General features: G+C 70.7%; 20 protein-coding genes. 10 read left to right on the top strand and 10 right to left on the bottom strand.

The window, feature by feature from the left end; genetic code table 11:
* Positions 1-84: 84 nt before the first annotated feature.
* Positions 85-2,328 (bottom strand): CoA transferase, encoded by a 2,244-nt coding sequence (locus tag ABS78_RS00800; RefSeq protein ID WP_293373897.1) that lies wholly within the window; start codon positions 2,326-2,328, stop codon positions 85-87.
* Positions 2,329-2,433: 105 nt separating this feature from the next.
* On the opposite strand from ABS78_RS00800, the gene ABS78_RS00795 reads away from it, so the two are divergent.
* A complete protein-coding gene (locus ABS78_RS00795; protein WP_293373895.1) occupies positions 2,434-3,273 on the top strand; it encodes a phytanoyl-CoA dioxygenase family protein in 840 nt (279 codons plus the stop codon).
* 58 nt (positions 3,274-3,331) lie between these two features.
* Here the strand turns inward: ABS78_RS00795 and ABS78_RS00790 are convergent, their stop codons facing one another.
* The gene (locus ABS78_RS00790; protein WP_293373893.1) at positions 3,332-3,754 is read right to left on the bottom strand and encodes a hypothetical protein; all 423 of its coding nucleotides are present in this window, start codon (positions 3,752-3,754) and stop codon (positions 3,332-3,334) included.
* A gap of 178 nt (positions 3,755-3,932) precedes the next feature.
* Here ABS78_RS00790 and ABS78_RS00785 point away from each other — a divergent pair, with 178 nt between their 5' ends.
* Positions 3,933-4,616, top strand: coding sequence for a TetR/AcrR family transcriptional regulator (locus tag ABS78_RS00785; RefSeq protein ID WP_293373891.1), 684 nt, complete (start codon positions 3,933-3,935; stop codon positions 4,614-4,616).
* A 4-nt stretch (positions 4,617-4,620) separates the two neighbouring features.
* Here ABS78_RS00785 and ABS78_RS00780 read toward each other — a convergent pair whose 3' ends face one another.
* Positions 4,621-5,463, bottom strand: a complete 843-nt coding sequence (locus tag ABS78_RS00780) for a phytanoyl-CoA dioxygenase family protein (RefSeq protein ID WP_293373889.1) — start codon at positions 5,461-5,463, stop codon at positions 4,621-4,623.
* An 86-nt stretch (positions 5,464-5,549) separates the two neighbouring features.
* On the opposite strand from ABS78_RS00780, the gene ABS78_RS00775 reads away from it, so the two are divergent.
* The 4 genes from ABS78_RS00775 (at position 5,550) to ABS78_RS00760 (ending at position 12,543) form a co-directional block, all read left to right on the top strand.
* Positions 5,550-7,742, top strand: a complete 2,193-nt coding sequence (locus ABS78_RS00775; protein WP_293373887.1) for a CoA transferase — start codon at positions 5,550-5,552, stop codon at positions 7,740-7,742.
* 182 nt (positions 7,743-7,924) lie between these two features.
* Positions 7,925-9,178 (top strand): serine hydrolase, encoded by a 1,254-nt coding sequence (locus ABS78_RS00770; RefSeq protein WP_293373886.1) that lies wholly within the window; start codon positions 7,925-7,927, stop codon positions 9,176-9,178.
* A 176-nt stretch (positions 9,179-9,354) separates the two neighbouring features.
* Positions 9,355-9,996: a hemerythrin domain-containing protein gene (locus tag ABS78_RS00765; protein WP_293373884.1), complete on the top strand. Its 642-nt coding sequence runs from the start codon at positions 9,355-9,357 to the stop codon at positions 9,994-9,996.
* Positions 9,997-10,128: 132 nt separating this feature from the next.
* On the top strand, positions 10,129-12,543 hold the full coding sequence (locus ABS78_RS00760) for a membrane-bound PQQ-dependent dehydrogenase, glucose/quinate/shikimate family (RefSeq protein WP_293373882.1): 2,415 nt from the start codon (positions 10,129-10,131) through the stop codon (positions 12,541-12,543).
* A gap of 23 nt (positions 12,544-12,566) precedes the next feature.
* Here ABS78_RS00760 and mnhG read toward each other — a convergent pair whose 3' ends face one another.
* The 7 genes from mnhG to ABS78_RS00725 form a co-directional block, all read right to left on the bottom strand.
* Complete coding sequence (gene mnhG / locus ABS78_RS00755) at positions 12,567-12,905, bottom strand: monovalent cation/H(+) antiporter subunit G (RefSeq protein ID WP_293373880.1); 339 nt, start codon at positions 12,903-12,905, stop codon at positions 12,567-12,569.
* A complete protein-coding gene (locus ABS78_RS00750) occupies positions 12,902-13,180 on the bottom strand; it encodes a K+/H+ antiporter subunit F (RefSeq protein WP_293373878.1) in 279 nt (92 codons plus the stop codon). The genes mnhG and ABS78_RS00750 overlap by 4 nt, the downstream gene beginning before the upstream one ends.
* Entirely contained in the window at positions 13,177-13,665 is a 489-nt protein-coding gene (locus ABS78_RS00745; protein ID WP_293373876.1) for a Na+/H+ antiporter subunit E, read from the bottom strand. The genes ABS78_RS00750 and ABS78_RS00745 overlap by 4 nt, the downstream gene beginning before the upstream one ends.
* Positions 13,662-15,242: a monovalent cation/H+ antiporter subunit D gene (locus tag ABS78_RS00740; protein WP_293373874.1), complete on the bottom strand. Its 1,581-nt coding sequence runs from the start codon at positions 15,240-15,242 to the stop codon at positions 13,662-13,664. Before ABS78_RS00740 ends, ABS78_RS00745 begins: the two co-directional genes overlap by 4 nt.
* A complete protein-coding gene (locus tag ABS78_RS00735; RefSeq protein WP_293373872.1) occupies positions 15,239-15,583 on the bottom strand; it encodes a Na+/H+ antiporter subunit C in 345 nt (114 codons plus the stop codon). Before ABS78_RS00735 ends, ABS78_RS00740 begins: the two co-directional genes overlap by 4 nt.
* Positions 15,580-18,486: a monovalent cation/H+ antiporter subunit A gene (locus tag ABS78_RS00730; protein ID WP_293373870.1), complete on the bottom strand. Its 2,907-nt coding sequence runs from the start codon at positions 18,484-18,486 to the stop codon at positions 15,580-15,582. The genes ABS78_RS00735 and ABS78_RS00730 overlap by 4 nt, the downstream gene beginning before the upstream one ends.
* A 225-nt stretch (positions 18,487-18,711) precedes the next feature.
* On the bottom strand, positions 18,712-18,906 hold the full coding sequence (locus ABS78_RS00725; protein WP_293373868.1) for a hypothetical protein: 195 nt from the start codon (positions 18,904-18,906) through the stop codon (positions 18,712-18,714).
* A gap of 269 nt (positions 18,907-19,175) precedes the next feature.
* On the opposite strand from ABS78_RS00725, the gene ABS78_RS00720 reads away from it, so the two are divergent.
* Genes ABS78_RS00720 through ABS78_RS00705 form a run of 4 tightly spaced genes read left to right on the top strand, consistent with a single transcriptional unit; the run spans position 19,176 to position 24,996 of the window.
* Complete coding sequence (locus ABS78_RS00720; RefSeq protein ID WP_293373866.1) at positions 19,176-20,072, top strand: universal stress protein; 897 nt, start codon at positions 19,176-19,178, stop codon at positions 20,070-20,072.
* Between the two features lie 45 nt (positions 20,073-20,117).
* The gene (locus tag ABS78_RS00715; protein WP_293373864.1) at positions 20,118-22,826 is read left to right on the top strand and encodes an HAD-IC family P-type ATPase; all 2,709 of its coding nucleotides are present in this window, start codon (positions 20,118-20,120) and stop codon (positions 22,824-22,826) included.
* Positions 22,823-23,806 carry a bifunctional enoyl-CoA hydratase/phosphate acetyltransferase gene (locus ABS78_RS00710; RefSeq protein WP_293373862.1) on the top strand — a complete coding sequence of 328 codons (984 nt, stop codon included), beginning with the start codon at positions 22,823-22,825 and terminating at the stop codon, positions 23,804-23,806. Before ABS78_RS00715 ends, ABS78_RS00710 begins: the two co-directional genes overlap by 4 nt.
* The gene (locus tag ABS78_RS00705; protein ID WP_293373860.1) at positions 23,803-24,996 is read left to right on the top strand and encodes an acetate/propionate family kinase; all 1,194 of its coding nucleotides are present in this window, start codon (positions 23,803-23,805) and stop codon (positions 24,994-24,996) included. The genes ABS78_RS00710 and ABS78_RS00705 overlap by 4 nt, the downstream gene beginning before the upstream one ends.
* Positions 24,997-25,007 lie beyond the last annotated feature (11 nt).

Genomic DNA, 25,007 nt, shown 5'->3' with positions numbered 1-25,007 from the left:
GCCCAGAATCCTTCGCCAAATCCTTCGCCGAACTCTTCCCACATTTCCGCCAGTCTTCGGGGGGCCTTCGCGCTAGAGACGTGGCTAAGCCTCCAGCGCTTCGCGAGGCCTTTCGGCGATGTCGAGAGCACTCAGGACCCGGTTCGTATGTTCCCCCAGAAGGGGCGCGGGCGACCGTAGCGCGGGTCGCACGCCGTCGATGCGATAGGGCGGCGCCAGCATCATATGGGATCCGACGTGGGTTCGGGTCATCCAGCCCCAGGTGGCGTTCGCTCTCGCATGCGGGTCGTGGGCGAGATCGTGCGGTGCGAGCACCGGGGCGGCGCAGGCGCCCGCCGCCTGCAGAACCGTCGCGGCCGTCCGAGCGTCGCGGCCGGTCGTCCAGGCCGCGACGACGGCCTCGATCTCCGCGGCGCGGGCGTTGCGTCCCTGGGGCGTGGCCAGGTCTGGGTCGGACAGCCAGTCCACGCGGCCGATGGCGTGGGCGAGCGCGCGCCATGACGCCTCGTCAGGGCAGGCGATGGCGACCCAGGCGTCGTCGCCTGCCGCCGGCGCCACGCAGCGTGGCGCCATGTCGGGATTGCGGCTGCCCATGCGAACTCTCGGCCCTTCGACCTGCATGCGGATGAGGGATTCCGCGCCCAGCTGGAACAGGCACTCCACCTGCGACAGGTCGATGTCGGCCCCGCCCAGGGTCTCGCGCCCGAACAGCGCCGCAAGGGTCATCGCCGCGGCATAGATGCCCGCGATGGGGTCGCCATAGGCCAGGTGCTGGAGGCTGGGGGGCCAGTCCTCTTCGCCGTTGAAGAAGGGCAAGCCGCTGGCGTGCTCGACCGTCGAGCCGTAGGCCCGGAACGAACGCCAGGGGCCGGTCGCCCCGAACGCGGCCATCGAGATGAACACCAAGCCTGGCCGGGCGGCCCGGAGAACCTCCTTTGAAAGTCCCAGCTTGTCCATCACGCCGGGGCCGAAGTTTTCGATCACCATGTCGGCGCCGGCCACCAGCGCCTTGGCCCGCGTACGACCTGCAGGAGTCGAGAGATCGAGGGCGACGCCGCGCTTATTGCGGTTCATCAGGTTGAAGGCCGAGGCGATCTCGTGGGCCGGCGGATCGGATCCCGGCACGGGCGCCCAGCCCCGCGCCCAGTCGAAATGGTCCTCGGTCTCGATCTTGATGACGTCGACTCCCAGGTCGGCCAGATGGCGGGTGGCGAGGGGGCCGGCCCAGCCCATCGAGAAGTCGATCACGCGCAGGCCGGACAGCGGCCCCGGTCCGTGTCCGGGTCGGGGGGCCTCGGTTTGGCCGTCGAACGCGACGCGCATGGGGAGGCCCGGCGCCTGGACGCCCGCGGCTCCCGGGAGCGGACCGAAGCTGCCCCGCTCGCGCCAGTGGTCGGTGGCGATGAGGGCGTCGGGATCCGGCACGGGCGCCAGCGGAACGCGGAGACGCTGCCCGGCTTCGAGCCATTGGCCGGTGGCGCCGGTCGCGAAGATCGGGCGCAACTCCTGATCGAGGGCGGCCGCGTTCGCGACGCGGTCGGGTCCGGTGGCGAAGCGCGGGTCGTCGGGCAGGTCGGGGCGGCCGACGAGTTGGCAGAGCGACCGCCATTGGGCGGGCGTGTGCGCCGTGACGCCGATCCAGCCGTCCGAAGACGGATAGGCCACGGTGGGATAGCCGGCGCCGTACCGGTTGAGTCCCTTTCGGGTGGAAGGCTCGCCGGAGACGGCGATGGCCGGCGGCCCATGTTCCGTGAAGCAGAGGCAGGCTTCGAGAACGTCCACGTCCACGCGGCCGTGCGTCCGGCCCGTGCGACGACCCCATAGCGCCGCGAGTCCCGAGAGGAACAGCGTGGCGCCGCCCAGCATCTGGGGCGCGCGTCCCTGGGCCAGCAGCGGAGGCCCCTCCACGGGGCCGAAGCCGTGAGCGGTCCCCGTCAGCGCCAGGATCAGGGCGTCGTCTCCCTGCCAGTCGGCATACGGCCCGTTGCGGCCGAACCAGGTGAGGTTGAGGCGGAGAACCTCGGCCTTGAGCGCCCGCAGGTCGGCGTCGGCCCTGGCGACCCAGGTGTGATCCTGCCCCGCGATCGCCACCTCGATGCGCGCGCCGCGGGTCGTCAGGGCGGCGAGCGCTTCGCCGGTCGTTTCCGCGAAGGTCTTGCCCTCGTCCAGCCAGAGGTCGAAGGCGGAGGGCCGGCCGCCGCCCGCACTCACCCGCACCACGGTGGCGCCGAGGACCGAAAAGAGCCGGCCGCAGTAGCGGACTCCGGCGTCCACGCCGAACTCCACAACACCGATGCCCGCAAGGGGACGCCCGCCTGTCGTCGTCACAGCAACCTCCCGGTGTGTCGGCAGCCGTTGCTTGACGCCGCCGTTGCGCAGGATGATAACGCGTTACCAACCCAATGCAACGAACGGATTCCGGGGAACCCTCAAATGCCGCTCGACACTGCCGACCCCTATGAAGTTCCCGAGTTCCTGGCGCCGAAGATCGACGCGCTGGGCCTCCGGGAAAACGTCCGCGAACTGGTCGATCAGGGCTACACGATCATCCAGGATCCGGTGGCGCACGCCCTGACCGATCGGGTGCGCGAAGCGATCGTGCGCCTGGCCGAGGAGACGGGACCGCCGCGCACCGGCCAGAGCGCCGCCCTTCTGCTGGGGCGGGACCCGGTGTTTTCGGAAGCGGTCCTGGTGCCCCGGCTTCTGGCCTTGGTGGAGTTCCTGGTGGGACGCGGCGCGATCCTCAGCCAGCTCACCAGTTCGATCCGCGGCGAAGGCGCGGCGCCGTTGGTGCTGCATGCCGACAACAGCTGGTTCCCCGCGCCGTTCCCGAACTGGGAGATCATGGCGACGGCATGCTGGGTGACGGACGAGTTCACCAAGGAAGGAGGCTGCACCTCCATCATCCCGGGAACCCACGTCCTCAAGCGCCATCCCAGCGAGGAGGAGTGCCGCATCCAGGAAGGGATGGTGCCGATCGTGGCGCCCAAAGGATCGCTCTGCCTCTGGGACGGCTCGGTGTGGCACGGCAACTACCCGCGCGAGATTCCCGGCGACCGCGTGGTGATGCACATGACCTACACCCGCGTCGGGTTCGCGCCGGTCGAGGATTACAGCCATCTGGACGACGCCTGGGTCGCCAGCCAGCCCGAAGGGATCGCCGACCTCCTGGGCCGCAAGCTGTTCCTCGGCGCGACGACCGTGGAGAGCGGGGGCGCCGATCCGGTGAAGCTGCGCTACACCCAGCGCATCGCCCGCAGCGGCAAGCCGTAGGCCGGCGAGCCGGAACTTGCGTCCGGGCGGCGGTGCGCGCGCCCGGACGGGGGCCAGATCAGGCGGTGATGACCGCCAGCCGGTTGTGGAGTTCGGTCAGCCACCGCGGGGCGCGCGACCAGTCGCCTTGCTGGCTGGGAAGTTCGCCTCGCTCGCGCTTGGCCCGGCGCTCGGCGATGACCTCGGGCGTGTAGACCAGTCGCGCGACGGGCAGGGTGGCGACGTAGTCGGCTGTCACGGTCGCATCGGCGTCGCCGATCTCGCCGGCGCCCACCTCGACCGTCTGGCCGTCCAGCCGGAACCACCACGCGGCGAGGCCGGAGGGCGAGATTTCGACCGGGGCGTCCGTGAATCGCTCGCACAGGCTGAAGCGCTGGCCCGCTTCGCCATGTGTCGCCGCGAGGTCCTCAAGGATGGCTTCGGCTGCGGCGATCCATTCCGGTCCGGCGAAGGCGAGTTTCGTGTCCGTGATGTCGGTCAATGCGTTTCCTTCCGCCGCGCGGAACCTTCGAGCCTCTGTACGCATGAATGATAACTCGTTACCAATCTCGGTCAACGTAGCTTGCCGATCCTTTGCAGGTCATGGTTGCGTCGCGCAGGGAATGATGGCGGCGGCGGGTTTTCCGCGGCCGACTGTAGGGTGAGAAGTAAAAGGCTTCATGGAAGCATCAAGGAAATCGACCGAGGATCGGTCGACGCGCATCCTCAGGGTGGCGCGCGAGATCATCCGGGAAAGTGGTGGCTTCGAGCTGTCCATGCGCGAGCTGGCGGCGCGGGGACAGGTGAGCCTGCGCACCCCCTATGAGCTGTTCGGTTCGAAGGTCGGCATCATCCGGGCGCTGCTCAAGGAAGAGCAGGCGATCTTCCAGACGCGCCTCTGGCCGATCGGCGACACCGACGTGTTCGACTTCTTCTTCGCGACGCTGACCGTCGGCGTCGCATTCTACGCCGAGAACCAGCCTTTCTACCGGGCGCTGTTCCGCGCGACCCACGCCTATTCCGGTGGCTCCGAGACCGAGCCCGGTCGCGAGAATCCCGAGCGATTCGAGGCCGCCATGCGTCGGGCGTACCGGGCGGGGATGCTGGACGACGACATCGACACCCGGGTGCTTTCCGAGACGCTGATGGACATCTTTGCGGCCAATGTCCGCACCTGGGCCAGCAGCACCTACGACATCAGCTACGTCGAGCCACGCATCGGCTTCGGGTGGGCGGTCATCCTGGCCGGCGTCGCGACCGAGCCTCACGCCGCGCGTCTGCGCGACCGTGCAAAGCGCTATCAGGACCAGCTTCTGGATTTCCAGGCGCCGACGCGCGAGGTTCTCGGCGGCGGTGACGCCTGACGGCTCAGGCCCGGAACCCCGGGCCGTGCACCTGCTGGTAGGTCTCCTTCAGAAGCTCGCGATCGTTCTGCTTCCAGCCGTGACGGCGGCCGAGGAAGTTGTGGCGGCCGAGCAGGGTGGGGAGCGCCGGGTCCTTGTCGGCGAACCATGTCTCGTCCAGGTGATCGTAGGTCTCGATCGGCTGCATTCCGACGCGGGTGTAGGTCATGTGGAGGACGACGCGCTCGCCGGGAAGCCGCCGGGGATAGTTGCCGTGCCAGACCGAACCGTTCCACAGGCAGATGGAGCCCTTGGGCGCCACGATGGGAACCGCGCCCTCCAGACTTTCCCGCCGTTCCTTCGGCGGATGGTCCTTCAGCTTGTGGGTGCCCGGGATCACCAGGGTGGCGCCGGATTCCTCGGTGAATTCGTCGGTGACGAAGCAGCCGGTCGCCATGATCTCCCAGTCGGGAAAGGGGGCGGGGAACCAGCTGTTGTCCGCGTGCAGTCCCAGGGACTGAGGCCCCGGCCGGCGGCGTGAACCCGAAAGCTGCGAGAACAGCGCCCCGCGACCCAGCAGGTATTCCACCAGCGCCAGCAGTTTCGGGGTGGTGATCGCCTCGGCGAACACCGGGTCCTGATCGAGCAGGGTGAAGCGGGTCGGCGCCTTCGCCTCGGGGGCGGCGGGCACGCAGCGGATGATCGCCTCCCGCACCTCGTCGGCAAGGGCGATGGCCTTTGGGTCCCGGATGACCGTGTAACCCTGGTCCACCAGGTCCACGATGTTCTGGCGCAGGTCCAGCGCGTCGATGCGGGCCGCGAGGTCGTCAGGAACGGCATAGGGGTCTCGATCGACATCCAGCGACATGGGCCTGTTCCTCCACGATTGTATTGGTAACACATTACCAGTAAGCAGGAGGGTGTAAAGCGCGCAACCGTTCTGGGAGGGCCGTGATGCATCGACTGCTCGAGGGGCTCGTCGTGGTCGAAGCGTCACGCGGTGTGGCCGTGCGCTACTGCGGCCGGCTGTTCGCCCGGCTCGGGGCCACCGTGACGCGGGCAGCGGGCGGCGACGACGCCGCCATCGGCTACGCGGGTGAGGCCGGGCGCGCCTATGGCCGCTGGCTCGATCAGGGAAAGGTCGCGGGCGCGCCCGCGTCGGCCGACCTCGTCATCGGAGGTCAGGACCCGGCCGACCTCGTCGAGGCCGCCGCCCTGGCCGGCAGGCTGGACGCCGTCCTGCTCGAACTGACCTGGTTCCATGCCGAAGGTCCGTGGACGCAGTGGCGGGGAACCGACGAACTGATCCAGGCGCTGACCGGCGTCACCTATCCGTTCGGCCCGAAGGACGGACCGCCGATCCTGTCGCAGGGACATGGCCCGCAGATCACGGCCGGCGTCACCGCCTTCAACGCGGCGCTGGGCGCGCTCCTCGCCCACCCTCGACCCGGTCGTGTGTCCGTGAATGTCTTCGAGGCCTTCATGTGCCTGACCGAGACGGGGGCCGTCTCGGCGTTGATGGAAGGCGGCGGTTCGGTGCGCCTCGGGGTGAACCGTTTCGTCCCCACCTATCCCTGCACCAGCTACCGCACCGCCGACGGCTGGCTTGGGGTCTCGACGCTGACGCCCGCCCAATGGAAGGGCCTGTGCGGCATATTGGGCCGCCCGGAGCTGGCCGAGGCGCCGCGCTTCGCAACCACGGTCGAGCGCCTGCTGGCCGCCGACGAGATCGACGCCTTGCTCGCCCCGCTGTTCCTCGCCCGCTCCACCGCCGAGTGGGTCGCGCTGTCGGATGCGGCGCGGATTCCGGCGACGCCCATGCCCGATCTCGCCGAACTGCCGAAGGTGGACCACTGGGCCGAGCGCGGCGCCTTCGGTCCCTTCGGCGAAGGCGAGATCACCGCGCCCAATCTTCCCTGGCGGATGATGTTCGGGGGGGCGGCTCCGGCGTTGGAATCCGGCCCGCCGCAGGCGCCTCTGCGCGGGGTGCGCGTGGTCGACTTCTCCATGGGCTGGGCCGGCCCCCTCTGCGCGCGCACCCTCGGCGATCTGGGAGCCGACGTGGTGAAGATCGAATCCGAGAGCCATCCGGACTGGTGGCGCGGATGGGAGGCGGACGAGGCGGGCGATCCGCCCCCGCGCGAGACGAAATTCAGCTTCATCTCGATGAACCGCAACAAGCGGGGCGTGGTTCTCGATCTGCTGACCCCCGACGGAGTCTCGAAGGCCAGGGAACTGGTGGCGGGCGCCGATGTCGTGGTCGAGAATTTCGCGGCCGGCGTCATGGACAAGCTCGGGCTGGGCAGCGCCGTCCGGCGCGAGCTGAACCCCGGACTGGTGGCGGTCTCCATGCCCGCCTTCGGCGCCGGCGGGCCGCTGTCGGGCATCCGCGCCTATGGTTCGACGGTGGAGCAGGCGTCGGGCCTGCCGTTCGTCAACGGCTGCGACGGCTGGGCGCCCTGCCTGCAGCATGTGGCGTTCGGCGACCCGATCGCGGGACTCTTCGCCGCGGCGGCCGTACTTTCGGCCCTCTACGCCCGAGAGCGTGCGGGCGGCGCAGAGATCGATCTCGCGCAGGTCGCCTGCCTGTTTCAGTTCGCGGCGGACGCCGTCGTCGCCCAGCAGTTCACCGAGGGGCCGTTACCCCGGACCGGCAGCCGCCGGCCGCGAGCGGCGCCGACAGCGGTGGTCGCCGCAGGCGGGGAGGATTGCTGGCTGGCCGTGGCGGTGGACGGACCCCGGGCCTGGCGCGCCCTCTGCGGCGTCCTCGGCCGGGACGACTGGGCGGACGATCCGACGTTGTCGCGGGTCGAGGGACGGGCGGCGCGGGCCGATGCGATCGAGGCCGCGCTGGCGTCCTGGGCCGCGCCGCAGGACGCCGAGTTCGCCGCCGGGCGGCTTCAGTCGGCCGGCGTCCCCGCCGCGCCCGTGCTTCGAGGCGATGTTCTGGCCTATCTGCCGCAACTCGCCGAGGCCGGCTTCTGGCCCGAGATGGAGCGGCGCTACGTCGGCCGCCATGTCATCCCGGCGGCGCCCTTCGCCTACGACGGTGTCCGCCCGGCGCTGCTCAGGCCCGCGCCCATCCTCGGCGAGCATACGGAGGAGGTCCTGGACGAGCTTCTGTCCGCCGGCCGAACCCGCGCATGAGCCGCGCAGAGGCCGCGGCGACGAGGTCGATGGATACGGGTTGCGGCGAGCAGCAGGGCCGTCATTACGTCGCTCCCCACGGCCCCCTCCACGGCTTCGGCGCGTCCTGACGTGGCGACCGCCTTGCGGTTCCGGCGGGAAGGGGATGGGATGGGGGCTTCCCGTCCTCAGAGGCGTCCGCCATGCCCGACTCCGTCCAACCCGCCCCGACCGCGGCCTCGACCGATCCCGCCGCGCTCGCCGTGATGCGGGGCTTCCCGCCGCCGCCCGAGAAGACCGTGCGGGCCGTCGACACAACGAGCTGGCGCTTCCCCAACACGCGCTGGAGCTTCAGTCACCAGCGCGAACTGGGACCATCCGCCGCCATCCGGCGCGGGCCGGCGTCCGCCACGGTTCTGCCGCTCAGCCTGCGCGACGATCTGGACGCCGTGCCGTTCGTCACCCTGGACGGTCGTCCGACGACCTGGGGCGAGAGCGTCGAGGAGATGTTCACCGACGGACTCGTGGTCCTGCACCGCGGGGCGGTGGTCTACGAGACCTACCGCGGCGCGCTCCAGCCGCACATCCCGCACCTGGCCATGTCGGTGACCAAGTCGTTCGCCGGCCTGCTCGCCGCTGTCCTCGCGCATGAGGGGGCGATCGACCCCGGCGCGCCGGTGACCGAATATGTCCCCGAGCTCGCCGGAAGCGCGTTCGGCGACGCGACCGTGCGCCACGTCATGGATATGACCACGGGCGTCCGCTACCGGGAGGACTACGTCGATCCAGACGCCGAGGTGCGCTTCTACGGCGTCGCCGCCGGCTGGTCGCCGCCGCCCAAGGGCTATGCGGGACCGACGACCATCTTCGATTTCCTGAGAACGCTGCAGAAGCAGGGCGAGCATGGCGAGGCCTTCGCCTACAAGACCTGCAACACCGAGGTGCTGGGCTGGATCGTCCAGCGCGCGGCGGACAAGCCGTTCGCGGAACTGGTGTCGGAGCGCATCTGGCGGAATCTGGGGGCGGAGGAAGACGGCTACGTCATGGTCGATTCCACGGGCTTCGCGCTGTGCGGTGCCGGCCTGAACGTCACCACGCGCGATCTCGCGCGCTTCGGCGAGATGATGCGGCTGGGCGGCGCCGTGGCCGGGCGGCAGGTGGTCCCGCGCGCGGTCGTCGACGACATCGCCGGCGGCGCCCGCAAGGAGGACTTCGCCAAGGCTGGCTATGTCACCCTGCCGGGCTGGAGCTACCGGAACCAATGGTGGGTGAGCCACAACCGGTTCGGGGCCTATTCCGCGCGGGGGATCCACGGTCAGGTCTGCTACGTGGCGCCGGGCGCCGAGATGGTGATCGCCCGCTTCGCCTCCCACCCGACCGCCGCCAACGGGAACGGGCCACTCGATCGGGTGTCCCTGCCGGCCTACGAGGCGATCGCGGCCCACCTCAACGCCTGACCCGTCCGCAGGCCGGCTCGTCGCCGATCTTCCGGCCCGCGTCCGGTGTCGAAGCCCTGTCGCCGGCGTTCCGGTCACTTCGCCGGGAACCTTCCGCGGCCGGCTGCGTAGCTTTCCCGGCCGGGCCGGCGCCGCCGAACGCCCGGACCCGATCTGGCCTGGAAGCGAGGACGCCAATGACTGCCCAGACGATGACCCGCACCCGAAAGCCCTCCGCCATGCCCTCGGGGGCGCCGGGCCGGGCGCAACGGGCCAAGAGCGCCGCGGTCGAGAAGGCCAAGGCCATGGCGCCTGAACTGCCCGTACGCCTCGGCAGCACGCCGAAGACGAAGTTCCGGGGCGACCCCGACGTCTTCGGGCGCCTGGTCGAGGATCACGACCGGCACCGCGCGCTGCTGGCCATGATCGAGGAGACCCACGGAAACTCGGATACGCGGCAGAGACTGTTTCGCGAGCTGGTCCGCGAACTCAAGGCCCACGCCGCCGCCGAGGAGCAGGCGCTGTGGTCGACGGTGCTGCGCGATCCCGCGACGACCGACTTCGCGCGCCACGCGGTGGCCGAGCACAAGGAGATCGACGACATGCTGGCGGACCTCGCCGCCCGCGACATGGGCTCGCCGGGGTGGCTGCGGCGCTTCGCCGGGCTGAAGGCGGAATATCTGCACCACATCGGCGAGGAGGAGCAGGAACAGTTCGTCGCGGCCGAGAAGCGCCTGGGCGACGCCGACCTCCGCCACATGCGCCGGGTCTTCGAACAGCGGAAGAAGGCCGAGAAGGCCGACGTCACGATCGAGAAGAAGATCAGGCTCAAGGACTGACGCCCGCGCCCTCAAGGACTGACGCCCCCGTCCGCGGTCTTCAGTGCACGAACTCGACTGTGACAGGGTCTGGAACCCGAGCGCCCCAGGCCTGTTCTAAGTTGCAGCCGAGGGCATCGAGGGAGGCGTGCGATGAATCCCCTTCACGGGTGGGGCCCGCGCACGTTCGGCCAATGGCTGGCGGCTGCGTTCGCCGCGCTGTTGGCCTTGATCGGCCTTGTGCTCCTGTCGGGGGGCGCCTGGCTCACCGTGATCGGCGGATCGCCCTACTATCTGATCGCCGGAACGGGCCTGATCGTGGCGGCGGTGTTCTTCGGGTTCGGGCGCGTGCTGGGCGCCTGGGTCTATGCCGCCGTATTCGCCGCCACTCTGGCCTGGGCGGTCTGGGAGGTGGGGTTCGACGGCTGGGCCCTGGTCCCGCGCGTGGTCGGGCCCGCGGTCCTGTTCCTGATCGCCATGGCGCTGGTCCCGGCGCTCTCCCGCTCTCGGCTCGCGCGCGGCGCCGCGCTGGGCGGGGTCGCGGCCCTGGCCGTGGCCGTCGTCATCGGCGGCGTCGGGATATGGATCTCGGGGCGGGCGGCGCCCGGTGCGCTGCCTGCCGCCCAGCTCGTCATGGGGGACCCGTCGCCGGCGCCGGCGGGCCGGGACTGGCCGGCCTACGGGGGCTCGTACGCCGCCCGGCGCTACTCGCCCCTCGCGCAGATCATGCCACAGAATGTGCGCCAACTGGAGCGGGTGTGGCTGGCGCATACCCGCGACCTGCCCAGTGAGCGCGCGCGGAACAACTACGGCGCCGAGACCACGCCGCTGAAGGTGGGCGACACCCTCTACCTCTGCTCGGCCAAGAACATCCTGATCGCGCTCGACCCGGCGACCGGCGCCGAGCGCTGGCGCTACGATCCCAAGGTCTCCGACGACTGGATTCCCTACACCGCCGCCTGTCGCGGGGTGACCTATTTCCGAGTCCCCGCCGCCGACCCGACCCAAGCTTGTGCAGCGCGGGTCGTCGAGGGCACGCTGGACGGCCGGTTGATCGCCGTGGACGCTCGGACGGGTGCGCCCTGCGCCGACTTCGGGCGCGAAGGCCAGGTCGACATCAAGCAGGGGATGGGCGACGTCGAACCGGGCATGGTCTCGATCACCTCGCCGCCCGTGATCGTCCGCGGCGTGATCGTCACCGGCCATCAGGTGCTGGACGGCCAGCAGAACGACGCCCCGTCCGGGGTCATCCAGGGCTTCGACGCCATCACCGGCGCTCAGCGATGGGCATGGGATCTCGGCCGGCCGGGCCAGACGGCGCCGGCGGCGCCGGACGTCACCTACACCCGTGGCACGCCCAACAGCTGGACCACCGCGACCGGGGACGAGACCCTGGGCCTGGTCTATCTGCCGATGGGCAACTCGGCGGTCGATTACTGGAGCAGCGACCGCTCGCCTCAGGAGAACGCCTTCTCGACGTCGCTGGTGGCGCTGGATGTGGAGACGGGGAACCCGGCGTGGCGCTTCCAGACCGTCCGCAAGGACGTCTGGGACTACGACCTCGGCAGCCAGGCCACCCTGGTGGACTTCCCGACCGCCGCCGGCGCGATCCCCGCCCTGATCCTTCCCAGCAAGCAGGGCGACCTCTATGTCCTGGATCGGCGCACCGGCCGCCCCCTGACCCGGGTGGACGAGCGGAGGGTCCCTCAGGGCGGCGTCGAGCCGGCGCAGCGGGCGGCCACCCAGCCGTTCTCGGCCTACCATACCCTGGCCCGGCCCCGGCTGAGCGAACGCGACATGTGGGGCATGTCGCCGATCGACCAGATGATCTGCCGCATCCAGTTCCGCCGGGCGGCGTACGAGGGCATGTACACGCCGCCCACCGCGGACCGCCGGTGGATTCAGTATCCCGGCTACAACGGCGGCTCGGACTGGGGCGGCGTGGCCGTCGATCCCCGGCGCGGCGTGATCGTCGCCAACTACAACGACATGCCCAACTACAACCGTCTGGTTCCCCGCGCGACGGTCGACCGGAAGGGCTGGACCCCGCGCAGCCAGGCCCGTGGCGGGGACCTGGGCGGCGCCGAGGGCGCGGGCGACCCGCAGGTGGGAACGCCCTACGGCGTGGACGTGAACGCCGGATGGCGCTTGCCGGTCACCGGCCTTCTCTGCAAGCGCCCGCCGTATGGCGGCGTTCGCGCCATCGACCTGAGGACCGGTCGTACGCTCTGGGACCGGCCGCTGGGCGAGGCGCGTCGCAACGGCCCGTTCGGCATTCCCTCGATGCTGTCCGTCGAGATCGGGACCCCCAACAACGGCGGGGCGGTGGTGACCGCCGGAGGCGTGGTGTTCGTCGCAGCCGCCACCGACAATCTGATCCGGGCGATCGACCTGCGGACGGGGCGCACCCTGTGGCGCGATGTCCTGCCGGCCGGGGGCCAGGCCACGCCCATGACCTACGAGTGGGGCGGCCGCCAGTACGTGGTGATCATGACCGGGGGTCACCACTTCATGGAGACGCCGGTGGGCGATCAGGTCATCGCGTACGCCCTGCCGGCCCGTCGCTGAAGGCGGTCGGTCAGGCGCCGGGGTCAGGGCTCGGGGTTCTTGCGCTCATCCTCGGCCCGGTCGCGGAACAGGGCCGCGCGGGCCAGCAGGATCAGGGTGACGGGCGTGGTGACGGTCAGGAAGGCGCCGATCAGCAGCTCGCGCGGCAGGAAGCGCTGTTCGACCAGTCCGAAGAACAGCGCCGAGGCCGAAAGGACCAGCACTGTGCCCAGCGTGGCGCCCAGGGTGGGGGCGTGCACCCGCTCGTAGAACGACGTCAACCGCACCAGGCCCGTCGCTCCGAGGAGGGAGATCGCCGAGCCGGCGACCGCCAGGACGACGACCGTCACCACGGCCCAGGCGGGAAGATCGGCGGGGATCATTCGATCACCTCGCCGCGCATGAGGAACTTGGCCAGGGCCACCGTGGCGGCGAAGCCCAGCATGCCGATGATCAGCGCCGCCTCGAAATAGAGCGGGCTGCCGGTGCGGACGCCGAAGACCACGATCAGCAGCATGCCGTTCAGGTAGAGCGTATCCATTCCGAGGATGCGGTCCTGCGCCCGCGGGCCGACGACGATCCGCCACACCGCGACGCCCATGGCCGCCACGAGCATCAGTTGCGCCAGGGCGAGCCCCCAGACGAAGAGCATCGTCATTCGAAGATCTCCTTCAGCAGCCGCTCGTACCGGTCCTTGATGAGCCGGATCCAGGTCTCCTCGTCCACGAGGTCGAGCACATGGAGAAGCAGGCGGCCGTTGGCCCGCTCGTACTCCACCCACAGTGTCCCGGGCGTGCTGGTGACGATGATGGCCAGCACGGCCAGGGCGTGACGGTCCTTGAGGTCCAGCGGGACGTGGATGAAGCCCGAGACGCGCTCCCGTCGCCGGCCGGACAGGAGGATCTGCCCGACCGCCCAGTTGGAGCGGAGGATGTCGGTCAGGACGATGACCGTGAGCTGGACGAGCGCGCGGGGCGACCGGATCCGGACCGGGTCGATCCGGAAGGGCCGCATCAGCTGGGGCGCCACGACGGCGGCGAGGGCGGCCAGCGCCAGGGCGGGCGGGCCGGTCGAGGCGCTCATCAGGATCGAGGCGACGAAGACGCCGAGCGACAGCAGGGGATGGGGTAGCAGGCGTCTCATCGGCCGTCCCCGGCCAGCACGGCGTTCGCGTACGCCTCGGGCCGCGCCAGCCACTCGGCCGTGTGCTGGGCGTACAGCACCCCGGCGTTGCCGAAGATCGCGAGGAGGACGCACGCCGCGAGCAGGACGCCGAGGCCGGCGAATTCCGCGGCGCCGACGACGAAGGGCGGCCGGTCGCCCTCGGTGGCCCAGATGGCGCGGATGCCCAGCCGGACCAGTCCGATCAGCGCGCCCAGGCTGGAGAGGGAGAGTAGGGCGATGATCCACCAGGCGGCGGTGTCGCCCACCTGCATGAGCGCGTCCATCATGGCCAGCTTGCCGACGAAGCCCGCGAGCGGCGGCAGGCCGGCCACCATCAGCGTGCAGACCAGGAAGGCGCCGGCCACGGCGGCCACGGCGGCGGGAATGACCAGGCCGGGTTCGTTGCGTTCCTCGTCGTCGAACGGGTCGTGGTACTCGTCGTCGAAGACCGCGCGGCCCGTGTCGGCGTCGGCCTCCTGGCTGCGCTGGAGGATCTCGCCCACGAGGAACAACGCCCCGCAGGCCAGGGTCGACCCGACCATGTAGAAGATGGCGCCGGCCAGGGCGTCGGGATGGCCCGATCCCAGGATCGCCAGAACCGTGCCCGACGACACCATGACGGCGTAGGCTGCGGCGCGGGAGAGGTCGCGCGCAGCCAGCAGGCCGGCCGTGCCGAACGCGATGGTGGCCAGACCGCCGACCAGCAGCCACGCCCCGCCGAACCCTGCCGAAGCCCCTGCGCCCGCGCCGAACAGCAGCAGGCCCAGCCGCATGACCACATAGACCCCCACCTTCGACAGAATCGCGAAGACCGCCGCGGCGGGCGCGCTGGCGGCCGCGTAGGTGGGCGGCAGCCAGAGGCCGAGCGGCCACATGGCGCACTTCACCAGGAACGCCACGCCCAGGATGGCCGCGCCGGCGTGGAAGAGGCCGCGGTCGGCGTCGGGGATCGCCGGGATACGGGCGACGAGGTCGGCCATGTTGAGCGTGCCGGTTACGCCGTAGATCAGGGCGACGCCGATCAGGAACAGCAGCGAGGCCGTGAGGTTCACGGCGATGTAGCCCAGGCCCGCCTTGATGCGCGCCTCGCCCGACCCGTGCAGCACCAGGCCGTAAGAGGCCGCCAGCATGATCTCGAAGAAGACGAACAGGTTGAACAGGTCGCCGGTGAGAAACGCGCCGTTCACCCCCATCACCAGCAGGAGGAAGATGGCGTGGAAACGCGGCCCCGCCCGATCCCAGCGCGCGAGGGCGAACACCAGGGCGCAGCCGCCCAGCACGCTGGTCAGCGCCACCATCAGGGTCGAGAGCCGGTCGGCCACCAGCACGATGCCGTAGGGCGCGGCCCAGTCGCCCAGGCGGTAGACCCGGGCGGTCTCGCCGCTGGCGCTCTCGTCCAGCAGGATCAGCGCCATCGCCAGGATGGCGGTCATCGCCACCAGGCTCATCACGCCCTTGAGGACGCGCCGGCGCTCGTCGAACAGCAGCATCGCCGCGGCCATCGCCATGGGCAGGACGATGGGGCCGATGACGATGTGGTCGTGCCAGTCCGTCATTCCTGCGGCTCCCGACCGTCCACATGGTCGCTTCCGGTCACGCCGCGGGACGCCAGCAGGACCACCAGGAACAGGGCGGTCAGCGCGAAGCTGATGACGATGGCGGTCAGCACCAGGGCCTGCGGAGTCGGGTCCGCATAGGCGGCGACGTCTTCGGCGCCGGTTCCTGTGACCGGGGGCGCTGCGGTCTTCAGCCGGCCCATCGAGAAGATGAAGATGTTCACCGCATAGGACAGCAGCGACAGCCCCATGATCACCTGGAAGGTGCGGGGCCGCAGCAGCAGCCAGGTTCCCGAGGCCGACAGAACGCCGATCGCCAGGGCCAGCACGATCTCCTTCACGCCGCGCCCTCCGGTCCCGTTTCGTCGGCCTTGTGGGCCTTGCGGAGCGACTGGTGGGCGAGCGCCACCAGGACTAGGACCGTCGCGCCGACGACCAGGACCACCACGCCCAGGTCGAAGATCACCGCGCTGGCCAGCGGCACGCGCCCCAGGAGCGGCAGATCGGCGTACTGGAAGGCCGAGGTCAGGAAGGGCGCGCCGAAGAGCCAGGCCCCGGCGCCGCTCGCCGCGGCGATCAGCAGGCCGATTCCGATCCAGGCGATGGGCCGGATCGTGAGCCGGTCTTCAACCCACTGGGCGCCCGACGCCATGTACTGGAGCACGAAGGCGATCGCCACCACGACACCGGCCGCGAAGCCGCCGCCCGGCAGGTCGTGTCCGCGCAGGAACAGGTGGGCCGCCAGCAGGATGACGAACGGGAACATCCAGCGCATCACCACCTGCGGGATCAGCATGGTCTCCTTCAGGGTGTCACCCGCGTTGCGGCCCTCGCGCCGATTGTCGGACGCGTCCTGCAGGCGCATCTGCGGCGGCCGTGGCAGGCTGTCGCTCGCGGGTCGGAACCGGCGCAGCACGGCGAACACCGTCAGGCCGACCACGCCCAGGACCGTGATCTCGCCGAAGGTGTCGAACGCCCGGAAGTCCACCAGGATCACGTTCACGACGTTGCGGCCGCCGGCGTCCTTGTAGGCGTGCTCGACGAAGTAGCGCGACAGGCCTTCGACCGGGGGGCGGGTCATCACCGCGTAGGATATGGCCGCCAGCCCCGCCCCGACGGCGGCGGCGATCACCAGGTCGATGCGCCGGCGTCGCTTCGAGCGGCGCTCCTCGTTCGGCGCGGCGCGGATGGCCTCGTTCCGCTTGGGCAGCCAGCGCAGGCCGAGCAGGAGCAGGACCGTGGTCACCACCTCGACCACGAGCTGCGTGGTCGCCAGGTCGGGCGCCGAAAGCCAGATGAAGGAGATGCAGCTGGCCAGCCCCGCGCCGCCCATCAGCACCACCGCGGCCAGCCGGTGATACTTGGCCTGCCAGGCCGCGGCGAAGGCGCAGACCCCGCCGATGATCCACAGGCCGGCGAAGGCGAAGTCCCCGATGCGCGGCGCCAGCGGCGGGGGATTCACGGCCAGACCGGCGCCGACGACGGCCACGAAGGCGGATCCCAGGGCCGTGAGCACGATCACGCGGATCTGGGGTTGCAGCCGCCGGGTGCCCGCCACCTTCTCGACCACCATCGCGCCCGCATTGAGCTGGGTCATGGCGCGCTCGAACAGGTAGCCGCCGTTGAAGCGGCGCAGCCCCAGGGCGCCGCCGGGGTTGGCGTTGATCGTCTTGCCGAACGCCAGATAGAGGCCGACGCCTGTGGCGAGCGCGGTCACGCTGAGCAGCAGCGGCAGGTTGAAGCCGTGCCAGATCGCCAGGCTGTAGTAGGGCGGGTCGAGGCCGACCACCGAGACGACCGCGCTGCGCAGGAACGGGCCGACGGTTATGGCCGGCAGCACGCCCACCAGGAGGCAGAGCGCGACCAGCACCTCGACCGGCCGGCGCATCCAGGTGGGCGGCTCGTGTGGGGTCTTCTCCAGCTCGGTCGGCGGTGGCCCGAAGAAGGTCTGGTGGATGAACCTCAACGAGTAGAGCACGCTGAAGGCGCTGGCCACGGTGGCCAGGACCGGCAGGACGGCGAACAGAGCGTGCCGCTCGGCGCCCGCGAGGGCCTCGGCCAGGAACATCTCCTTCGAGAGGAAGCCGTTCAGCAGGGGAACGCCCGCCATCGCCGCCGCCGCGATGATCGCCAGCGCGCCGGTGAAGGGCATGTAGCGCAGCAAGCCGCTCAGCTTGCGCATGTCGCGCGTGCCGGTCTCGTGGTCGATGATCCCCGCCGCCATGAACAGCGAGGCCTTGAAGGTGGCGTGGTTGACCGTGTGGAAGATGGCTGCGACGGCGCCCAGCTCGCTGCCCAGGCCCAGCAGCAGGACGATCAGGCCCAGGTGGCTTATGGTGGAATAGGCCAGAAGGCCCTTCAGGTCGTGCTGGTAGATCGCGCACCAGGCGCCGAAGAGCAGGGTGAGCAGACCCGCTCCGCCCACCACGATCTCCCACATCTGGGTGTCGGCGAAGATCGGCCAGATGCGCATCAGCAGGAAGACGCCCGCCTTCACCATCGTCGCCGAGTGCAGATAGGCGCTGACCGGCGTGGGCGCGGCCATGGCGCGCGGCAGCCAGAAGTGGAACGGGAACTGGGCGCTCTTGGTCAGCGCCCCCAGAAGCAGCAGGCCCAACGCCAGCGGGTGCAGCGGGTCCGCCAGGATCGTGTCGCGGGCCGCCAGCACCACGTCCAGGTCGTAGCTTCCCGCCATGCGGCCCAGCAGAACCGCCCCGACCAGCATGGCCAGCCCGCCGGTGGCCGTGACGGTGAGCGCCATTCGCGCGCCCTCGCGCGCCGAGGCGTTCTGGTGCCAGTAGCCGATCAGCAGGAACGAGAAGAGGCTGGTCAGCTCCCAGAAGACCACGAGTTGGATCAGGTTGCCCGACAGGACCAGGCCTTGCATCGCGCCCATGAAGGCCAGCAGGAACGAGAAGAACCGCGGCACGGGGTCCTTGGGCGACATGTAGTAGCGCGCATAGAGCACGACGAGCGCGCCGATCCCCAGGATCAGGGCGCTGAACAGCCACGACAGCCCATCCAGGCGAAGCACCAGCGACACGCCCAGCGCGGGCAGCCAGTCGATCTCCTGCCGGATGACCTCGCCGTCCTGGAACGCCGGCCAGAGCGCCGCCAGACAGATGACGTTCGCCAGGGCGACGCCCCAGGAAAGGATGGCCGCGGTTGTCCGGGCGTTACGGGGCAGGCCGGCGGCGATCACGCTGCCGATGAACGGCAACGTCAGAACGACGATCAGGAGCATGCCGACGGACATCAAGGTACGGAACGACCCCTCGCGGTGAAACCCTGATGGGACGTGTCATAGTCCGGGTCGTCCTGTCCAGAATTCGGCAGGTGTTTTCGGAAGGCCCCTTCTCAAGGACCTGTCGGGCGAACCGGCGGGTTCGCACAATAAAAGAAACGTGAGGTGGCGCGGGCGATGTCGTGGACCCGCGTTCAACGTGCGTGGGCCGGGCCGGCGGTGGGATCAGCCCTCGGGTGTCCCGGGTGCGCCCGCACGGCCTGAGGTCGCCCAGATCCTCATCGGCAGCAGCCACATCTGGCTCACGACGGCCGCCCAGTCTCGGACGATGTCGGCGCCCAGCGTGGCCTCGGCCTGCGCCGCCTCGACGGGGTCGCCTGCCGTCGCCATGCGGCCCCAGAACCGCGCGTAGTCCCGCATCAGGTGGTCTCCCAGCCAGACGGCCGCGAACGGCCACGGCATCGGCGAGGCGGTGGCCGTGGAAGGCGAAGGCGGGGAAGGCGAAGGCGTTGAAGGCGAGGGGGCGTCGATCATAGCGGTCTCCTGGCTCCGGACCTTCATTGTGCCGCCGCCGTCCACCCGGCGACTTGAGCGAGGTCAAGCCGCCGCCGCCGTTCGCGCGTTACCTTTCCGCCGTCCGCATCTGGCGGCAGGGACATCGTCTAATGGAGTGAAGCGTGGGTGAGAACATGTCCGAGCCGACTTGGAGACAGGGGCCTCCGCGAAAGATCCTCCTCGCCACGGACCTGAGCAGCCGATGCGATCGGGCCCTGGATCGCGCCGCCCAGTTGGCCGGAATGTGGGGATGCCCCGTGGTGGCGCTCCATGTCCTCGACGCCGCGCCGGACGCCCTGACTCAACGTCGCCTCGAGGACCTCCCGTCCTGGCGCCGTCCGCCGGACCGGGCGCCGGCGATCGCGGCCCAGCTCCGCCGCGATCTGGCCGCCGATCTGCCGGGCCTCGAGGTGCGCGTGGAGGAGGGGCCGACCGCCGAGACCATCGACGCCGTGGCGTCCGAGACCGGCGCGGACCTGATCGTCACCGGCGTGGCGCGAAACGAGACGTTCGGCCGCTTCTTCCTGGGTGCCACGGTGGAGCGGCTGCTCCGCCGGACGCGGGTCCCCGTGCTGGTGGTCCAGAACCGGGTGCGGCCCTATGGCGAGATCCTGGTGGCCACCGACTTTTCGGACTCCTCGCGGCATGCGCTGGACGCGGCGGCGGCGTTCTTCCCGGATTCGCCCCTGACGCTTCTCCACGCCTATGAGACACCCTTCGCCCTCCATCTCGACAGCGACGATTTCGGCAAGCAGATCCGCAGCATGGAGCAGAAGGCCAGCGACGAGTTCGTCGCCGCTTCTCCCCTTTCTCCGGAACAGCGGCGGCGCCTTCGGGTCCTGGTGGAGCACGGACGCCCCGAGGCCCTGATCGGGGCCTACATGCGCGACCGTCCAGCCGATCTGGTGGTTCTGGGCAGTCATGGTCGCGGCGCCGTGTTCGAGGCGCTGATCGGCAGTACGGCGAAGCGCATCCTCGAGGCGGCGCCCGGTGACGTCCTGCTGGTCCGCGATCCCCGCTCGGTGCGGTGAAGATCACAATCCCTTTTCCCCGTCGACTCTGGAGGACGCCTGTCGATGGCCGCCCCTGAGACTGCGTCCCCCCAGACGACGCGCGTCGAGCCTGCGCCGTGGCACCAGCTTCCCGTGGAGGACGTCCTCGCGGCGCTGGGCGGACATCCCGACGGCCTGGACGGCTCGGAAGCGGCGCGGCGCCTCGACGCGCAGGGGCCCAACGAACTCCCGAAGGCCCGGGGCCGTTCGGCGCTGCGGCGCTTCCTGGCCCAGTTCAACAACGTCCTGATCTACTTCCTGCTGACGGCGGCGCTGGCGGCGGCGGTTCTGGGCCATGCCGTGGATGCGGCGGTGATCGTGGCGGTGGTGATCGTCAACGCCATCGTCGGGTTTATCCAAGAGGGGCGGGCCGAGCGGGCCCTGGACGCCATCGGCGATCTGATCGCGCCCGTCGCCGCCGTCGTGCGGGACGGGCGACGCCTGCAATTGCCCGTCCGCGAACTCGTGCGCGGCGACATCGTGCTGCTGGAGGCGGGCGACCGCGTCCCCGCCGACCTGCGACTGATCCGCGCCCGCCGCCTGCTGATCGACGAGGCCCTGCTGACGGGCGAATCCCTTGCAGCCGAGAAGCACGACGCGCCGGTTGCGGCGGCCGCTCCTCTCGCCGAGCGGAGCAGCATGGCCTACTCGGGCTGCCTCGTGGCGGCCGGTCAGGGCGCGGGCGTGGTGGTCGAGACCGGGGTGGCCACCCAGATCGGCCGCATCAGCTCGATGCTCCAGTCGGTGACCGCGCTCAGTACGCCGTTGCTGCGCCAGATCGACGCTTTCGCCCGGCGCTTCACCGGCTTCGTCCTGCTGGGGGGCGCGGCGCTGTTCGCCTTCGCCGTCCTGGCGCGCGGCTACGACTGGGTCGAGGCGCTCATCGCCGTAGTCGCGCTGGCGGTGGGCGTCGTGCCGGAGGGCCTGCCCGCCGTCATCACCATCACCCTGGCGATCGGGGTGCGGCGGATGGCGGCGCGCAACGCGGTCATCCGCAAGCTGCCGGCGGTGGAGACCCTGGGCGCCACCTCGGTCATCTGCACAGACAAGACCGGAACGCTCACCCGCAACGAGATGACCGCCCGCCGGATCATGACACCGTCGCATCGGGTGCTGGCCGAGGGGGCGGGCTATGCGCCGCAGGGCGCCCTGCGGTCCGACTCGGCCGACGATGTCGCCGCGGTGGCGGCCTGCGCCGGGGTCTTCCGCTGCGGCCTCCTCTGCAACGACGCCGACCTGCTCCAGGCCGAGGCGGGGTGGCAGGTGATGGGCGATCCGATGGAGGGCGCGCTGGTCGCGCTCGCGCTCAAGGCCGGGCTGGACCCGGGCCACGTGCGTTCGGAATGGCCGCGTCTCGACGCCATCCCTTTCGATGCGGCCTACCGGTTCATGGCCACCCTGCACCGCAGCCCCGACGGCGAGTCGGTGGTGTTCGTGAAGGGCGCCGCCGAGGCGCTGCTTGCGCGCGCCCGGCCGTCGGCCGCCGCCCCCGACTGGAACGCCCGCATCGACGAAGCCGCGGCCGAAGGCGAGCGCGTGCTGGCCTTCGGCGTGAAGATCCTTGCGCCCGGGACCGCGAGCCTGGACTTCGCCGACCTGGAAGACGGCGTGGAGCTGCTGGGCCTGGTCGGCTTCATCGATCCGCCGCGGGCCGAGGCCAAGGCCGCCATCGCCGAATGCCGGGCCGCCCGCGTGGCCGTGAAGATGATCACCGGCGACCACGCCGGTACGGCGGCGGCCATCGCCCGCCAGCTCGACATCGCCGACGATCCGAAGGTGGCGACCGGCGTCCAGGTCGACGCGCTGACCGATGACGAACTGCGCGCGACGGTCGAGGGCGTGTCGGTGTTCGCCCGCGCCAGCCCCGAGAACAAGCTCAGGATCGTGCGTGCGCTCCAGGCCAACGGCCGCATCGTGGCCATGACCGGCGACGGGGTGAACGATGCGCCGTCCCTCAAGCAGGCCGACGTGGGCGCCGCCATGGGGATCAAGGGCGCCGAGACCTCGAAGCAGGCGGCCGAGATGGTCCTGCTCGACGACAACTTCGCCTCGATCGTCGCGGCCGTGCGCGAGGGGCGCACCGTCCACGACAACATCCGCAAGGTGATCTCCTGGACCATCCCCACCAACGGCGGCGAGACGGTCGCGGTAGTCCTGGCGATCCTGGCGGGCTTCGCCCTGCCGATGTCGGCCACCCAGATCCTCTGGGTGAATCTCGTCCTCGGGGCGACCCTGGGGCTGGTGTTGGCCTTCGAGCCGCCGGAGCCCGGGGTCATGCAGCGCCCGCCCCGCGCGCCCGACGCCCCCCTGTTGTCGCCGTTCCTGCTGTGGCGGGTGGTCCTGGTGTCGGCGCTGCTGGCCGGCGCGGCCCTGGGAATCTTCTTCCACGCGCTGGGTCGGGGCGACAGCGTGGAGACCGCCCGGACGATGGTGGTGAACATGTTCGTCGTCGGCGAGATCTTCTATCTCTTCAACGTACGCTATCTCCGATCCGGCTCGCTGAGCTGGCGGGGCGCGCTCGGGACCCCGGCAGTCAACCTCGCCATCGTCGTCCTGGTCGCGGCGCAGCTCCTCTTCACCTATGCTCCCTTCATGCAGGCCATATTCGACACCCGCCCCCTGAGCCTCGCCGACGGGGCCCTGATCGTCGCCGTGGGCGTAGGGCTCATGCTCCTGCTGGAGGTGGAGAAGGCGGTGATGCGGCGTCTCCGGTGGTTCGAGGACCTCGCGTGAGCGGCGCGTCCGTGGCCGAGGCTTCCGCCGCTGGGGTCGGTACGGGGGCCAGCGACCCCGACTCCCAGCTCGAGCGGCTGCTGGCGCTGGGTCGCGCCCGAACGGCTGCGCCCACCGCCGTGGTGCACCCCTGTGACCCCGTCTCGCTGTCCGGCGCGTTGGAGGCGGCGCGGCTGGGACTGATCTCGCCGGTCCTCGTGGGTCCGAAGGCGCGGATCCTGGCCGCGGCCGGCGAAGCCGGAGAGGACCTGGGCGACACCCGGATCGTGGACGTGGAGCACAGCCACGCCGCCGCTGCGGAGGCCTGCCGCCTGGCCCGCGTGGGCGAGGTGGCGGCCCTGATGAAGGGCAGCCTCCACACCGACGAACTGCTCGAGGCCACGGTCCACCCCCAGACCGGCCTCAGGACCGACCGCCGGATGAGCCACGTCTTCATCCTGGACGTGCCGACCTATCCGCGCCCGCTGTTCGTGAGCGACGCGGCCATCAACATCGCGCCCGACCTCGCCATCAAGAAGGACATCGTCCAGAACGCCATCGACTGCGCGCTGGCCCTGGGCGTCGAGCGGCCGCGCGTGGCGGTGCTGGCCGCGGTCGAGACGGTGCATCCCAGCATGCCCGCGACCCTCGACGCTGCGGCCCTCGCCAAGATGGCCGACCGGGGGCAGATCGTCGGCGGCCTCGTGGACGGTCCGCTGGCCTTCGACAACGCCATCTCGGAAGAGGCGGCGCGGACCAAGGGCATCGCCTCGGAGGTCGCCGGCCGGGCCGACATCCTCATCGCCCCCGACCTGGAGGCCGGCAACATGATGGCCAAGCAACTTGCCTACCTCGGCAACGCCCAGTCGGCCGGCCTGGTGATGGGCGCGCGCGTGCCGATCATCCTGACCAGCCGCGCCGACGGCCGCCTATCGCGTCTGGCGTCGTGCGCGGCGGCCATGCTGGTGGCGCAGCATCAGCGGTCGAAGCCGGCGCGGTGAGCGGCGTCCTGGTTCTGAATGCGGGCTCGTCCAGCCTCAAGTTCGCGCTGTACGAGGCTGGGCCCGAGACCTTGCTCCGTCTCAAGGGCGCGGCCACCCGCCTGGGCGGCTCCGAGGCGCGGCTTCGCATCCGGGTCGGGGAGGCGGTCGAGCTCGACCGCGCGCTGCCCGGGCCCATGCCCGCGACCGCCGCCGCCGAGATCGTGTTCGACGCCCTGGCGGAAAGAGGCCATCTGGCCGGCCTGGACGCCATCGGCCACCGGATCGTCCACGGGGGGCGGACCTACACCCGCCCCTGTCGGCTGGACGGCGCGGTGCTGGCCGACCTCCGTCGCCTGACGCCGCTGGCCCCGCTGCACCAGCCCTACAACCTCGACATCGTCGAGGCCGCGGCGCTGCGGTTTCCCGACGTGCCCCAGGTGGGCTGTTTCGACACCGCCTTCCACGCCGACCGTCCGCGGCTGGAGCGCCTCTATGGCCTGCCGCGCGCCCTGGCGGACGACGGCGTCCTGGCCTACGGCTTCCACGGGCTGTCCTACGAGTACGTCGCCGGGGTGCTGCGCCAACGCGATCCGGCGACGGGCGGCGGCCGGGCGATCGTCGCCCATCTGGGCAGCGGGGCCAGCCTCTGCGCCATGCGGGACGGCCGCAGCGTCGCCACAACCATGGGCTTCTCGGCCCTGGAGGGTCTGGTGATGAGCACCCGCAGCGGTTCGCTGGACCCCGGCGTGATCCTCCATCTGATTCAGGATCGCGGGATGTCGGCGGACCAGGTGACCACCATGCTCTACCAGGAGTCCGGGCTCCTGGGCGTCTCGGGCCTGTCGGGCGACATGCTGACGCTCTCGGCCTCGCCGGCCCCCGAGGCGGCCGAGGCGATCGACCTCTTCGTCTACCGGGTGTCGCGGCAGATCGGCTCGCTGGTCGCGGCGCTGGGCGGCCTCGACATGCTCGTGTTCACCGCCGGCATCGGCGAGAACGCACCCGACATCCGGGCCCGGATCTGCGCGTCGGCCGGCTGGCTCGGAGTGGCCGTAGACCCCGCGCGCAACGCCGAAGGCGCCGGGACGATCGCCGCGGCGACATCCAAGGTCGAGGTCCTGGTCGTCCCCACGGATGAGGAACGGGCGGTGGCCCAGGCGGCGTTGCGGGTGCTTGAGAGTCGTTCGGGCGAGAGGTGCAACCAGTGATCTAGTTCGGC

This window comes from Phenylobacterium sp. SCN 70-31, assembly GCF_001724605.1.
In the GTDB taxonomy this organism is placed as follows: domain Bacteria; phylum Pseudomonadota; class Alphaproteobacteria; order Caulobacterales; family Caulobacteraceae; genus Phenylobacterium.
The sequence above is the reverse complement of the archived record's forward strand: the minus strand, read 5'-3'. Positions and strand labels throughout refer to the sequence as shown.

What these genes read in the sequence shown, in the direction of transcription:
- ABS78_RS00730 (WP_293373870.1), bottom strand. Translation starts at nt 18,486, where the DNA reads ATGCTCCTGATCGTCGTTCTGACGTTGCCGTTCATCGGCAGCGTGATC.
- ABS78_RS00750 (WP_293373878.1), bottom strand. Translation starts at nt 13,180, where the DNA reads ATGACGATGCTCTTCGTCTGGGGGCTCGCCCTGGCGCAACTGATGCTC.
- ABS78_RS00720 (WP_293373866.1), top strand. Translation starts at nt 19,176, where the DNA reads ATGTCCGAGCCGACTTGGAGACAGGGGCCTCCGCGAAAGATCCTCCTC.
- ABS78_RS00795 (WP_293373895.1), top strand. Translation starts at nt 2,434, where the DNA reads ATGCCGCTCGACACTGCCGACCCCTATGAAGTTCCCGAGTTCCTGGCG.
- ABS78_RS00745 (WP_293373876.1), bottom strand. Translation starts at nt 13,665, where the DNA reads ATGAGACGCCTGCTACCCCATCCCCTGCTGTCGCTCGGCGTCTTCGTC.
- ABS78_RS00765 (WP_293373884.1), top strand. Translation starts at nt 9,355, where the DNA reads ATGACTGCCCAGACGATGACCCGCACCCGAAAGCCCTCCGCCATGCCC.
- ABS78_RS00780 (WP_293373889.1), bottom strand. Translation starts at nt 5,463, where the DNA reads ATGTCGCTGGATGTCGATCGAGACCCCTATGCCGTTCCTGACGACCTC.
- mnhG (WP_293373880.1), bottom strand. Translation starts at nt 12,905, where the DNA reads ATGATCCCCGCCGATCTTCCCGCCTGGGCCGTGGTGACGGTCGTCGTC.
- ABS78_RS00760 (WP_293373882.1), top strand. Translation starts at nt 10,129, where the DNA reads ATGAATCCCCTTCACGGGTGGGGCCCGCGCACGTTCGGCCAATGGCTG.
- ABS78_RS00785 (WP_293373891.1), top strand. Translation starts at nt 3,933, where the DNA reads ATGGAAGCATCAAGGAAATCGACCGAGGATCGGTCGACGCGCATCCTC.
- ABS78_RS00775 (WP_293373887.1), top strand. Translation starts at nt 5,550, where the DNA reads ATGCATCGACTGCTCGAGGGGCTCGTCGTGGTCGAAGCGTCACGCGGT.
- ABS78_RS00770 (WP_293373886.1), top strand. Translation starts at nt 7,925, where the DNA reads ATGCCCGACTCCGTCCAACCCGCCCCGACCGCGGCCTCGACCGATCCC.
- ABS78_RS00740 (WP_293373874.1), bottom strand. Translation starts at nt 15,242, where the DNA reads ATGACGGACTGGCACGACCACATCGTCATCGGCCCCATCGTCCTGCCC.
- ABS78_RS00715 (WP_293373864.1), top strand. Translation starts at nt 20,118, where the DNA reads ATGGCCGCCCCTGAGACTGCGTCCCCCCAGACGACGCGCGTCGAGCCT.
- ABS78_RS00725 (WP_293373868.1), bottom strand. Translation starts at nt 18,906, where the DNA reads ATGCGGGACTACGCGCGGTTCTGGGGCCGCATGGCGACGGCAGGCGAC.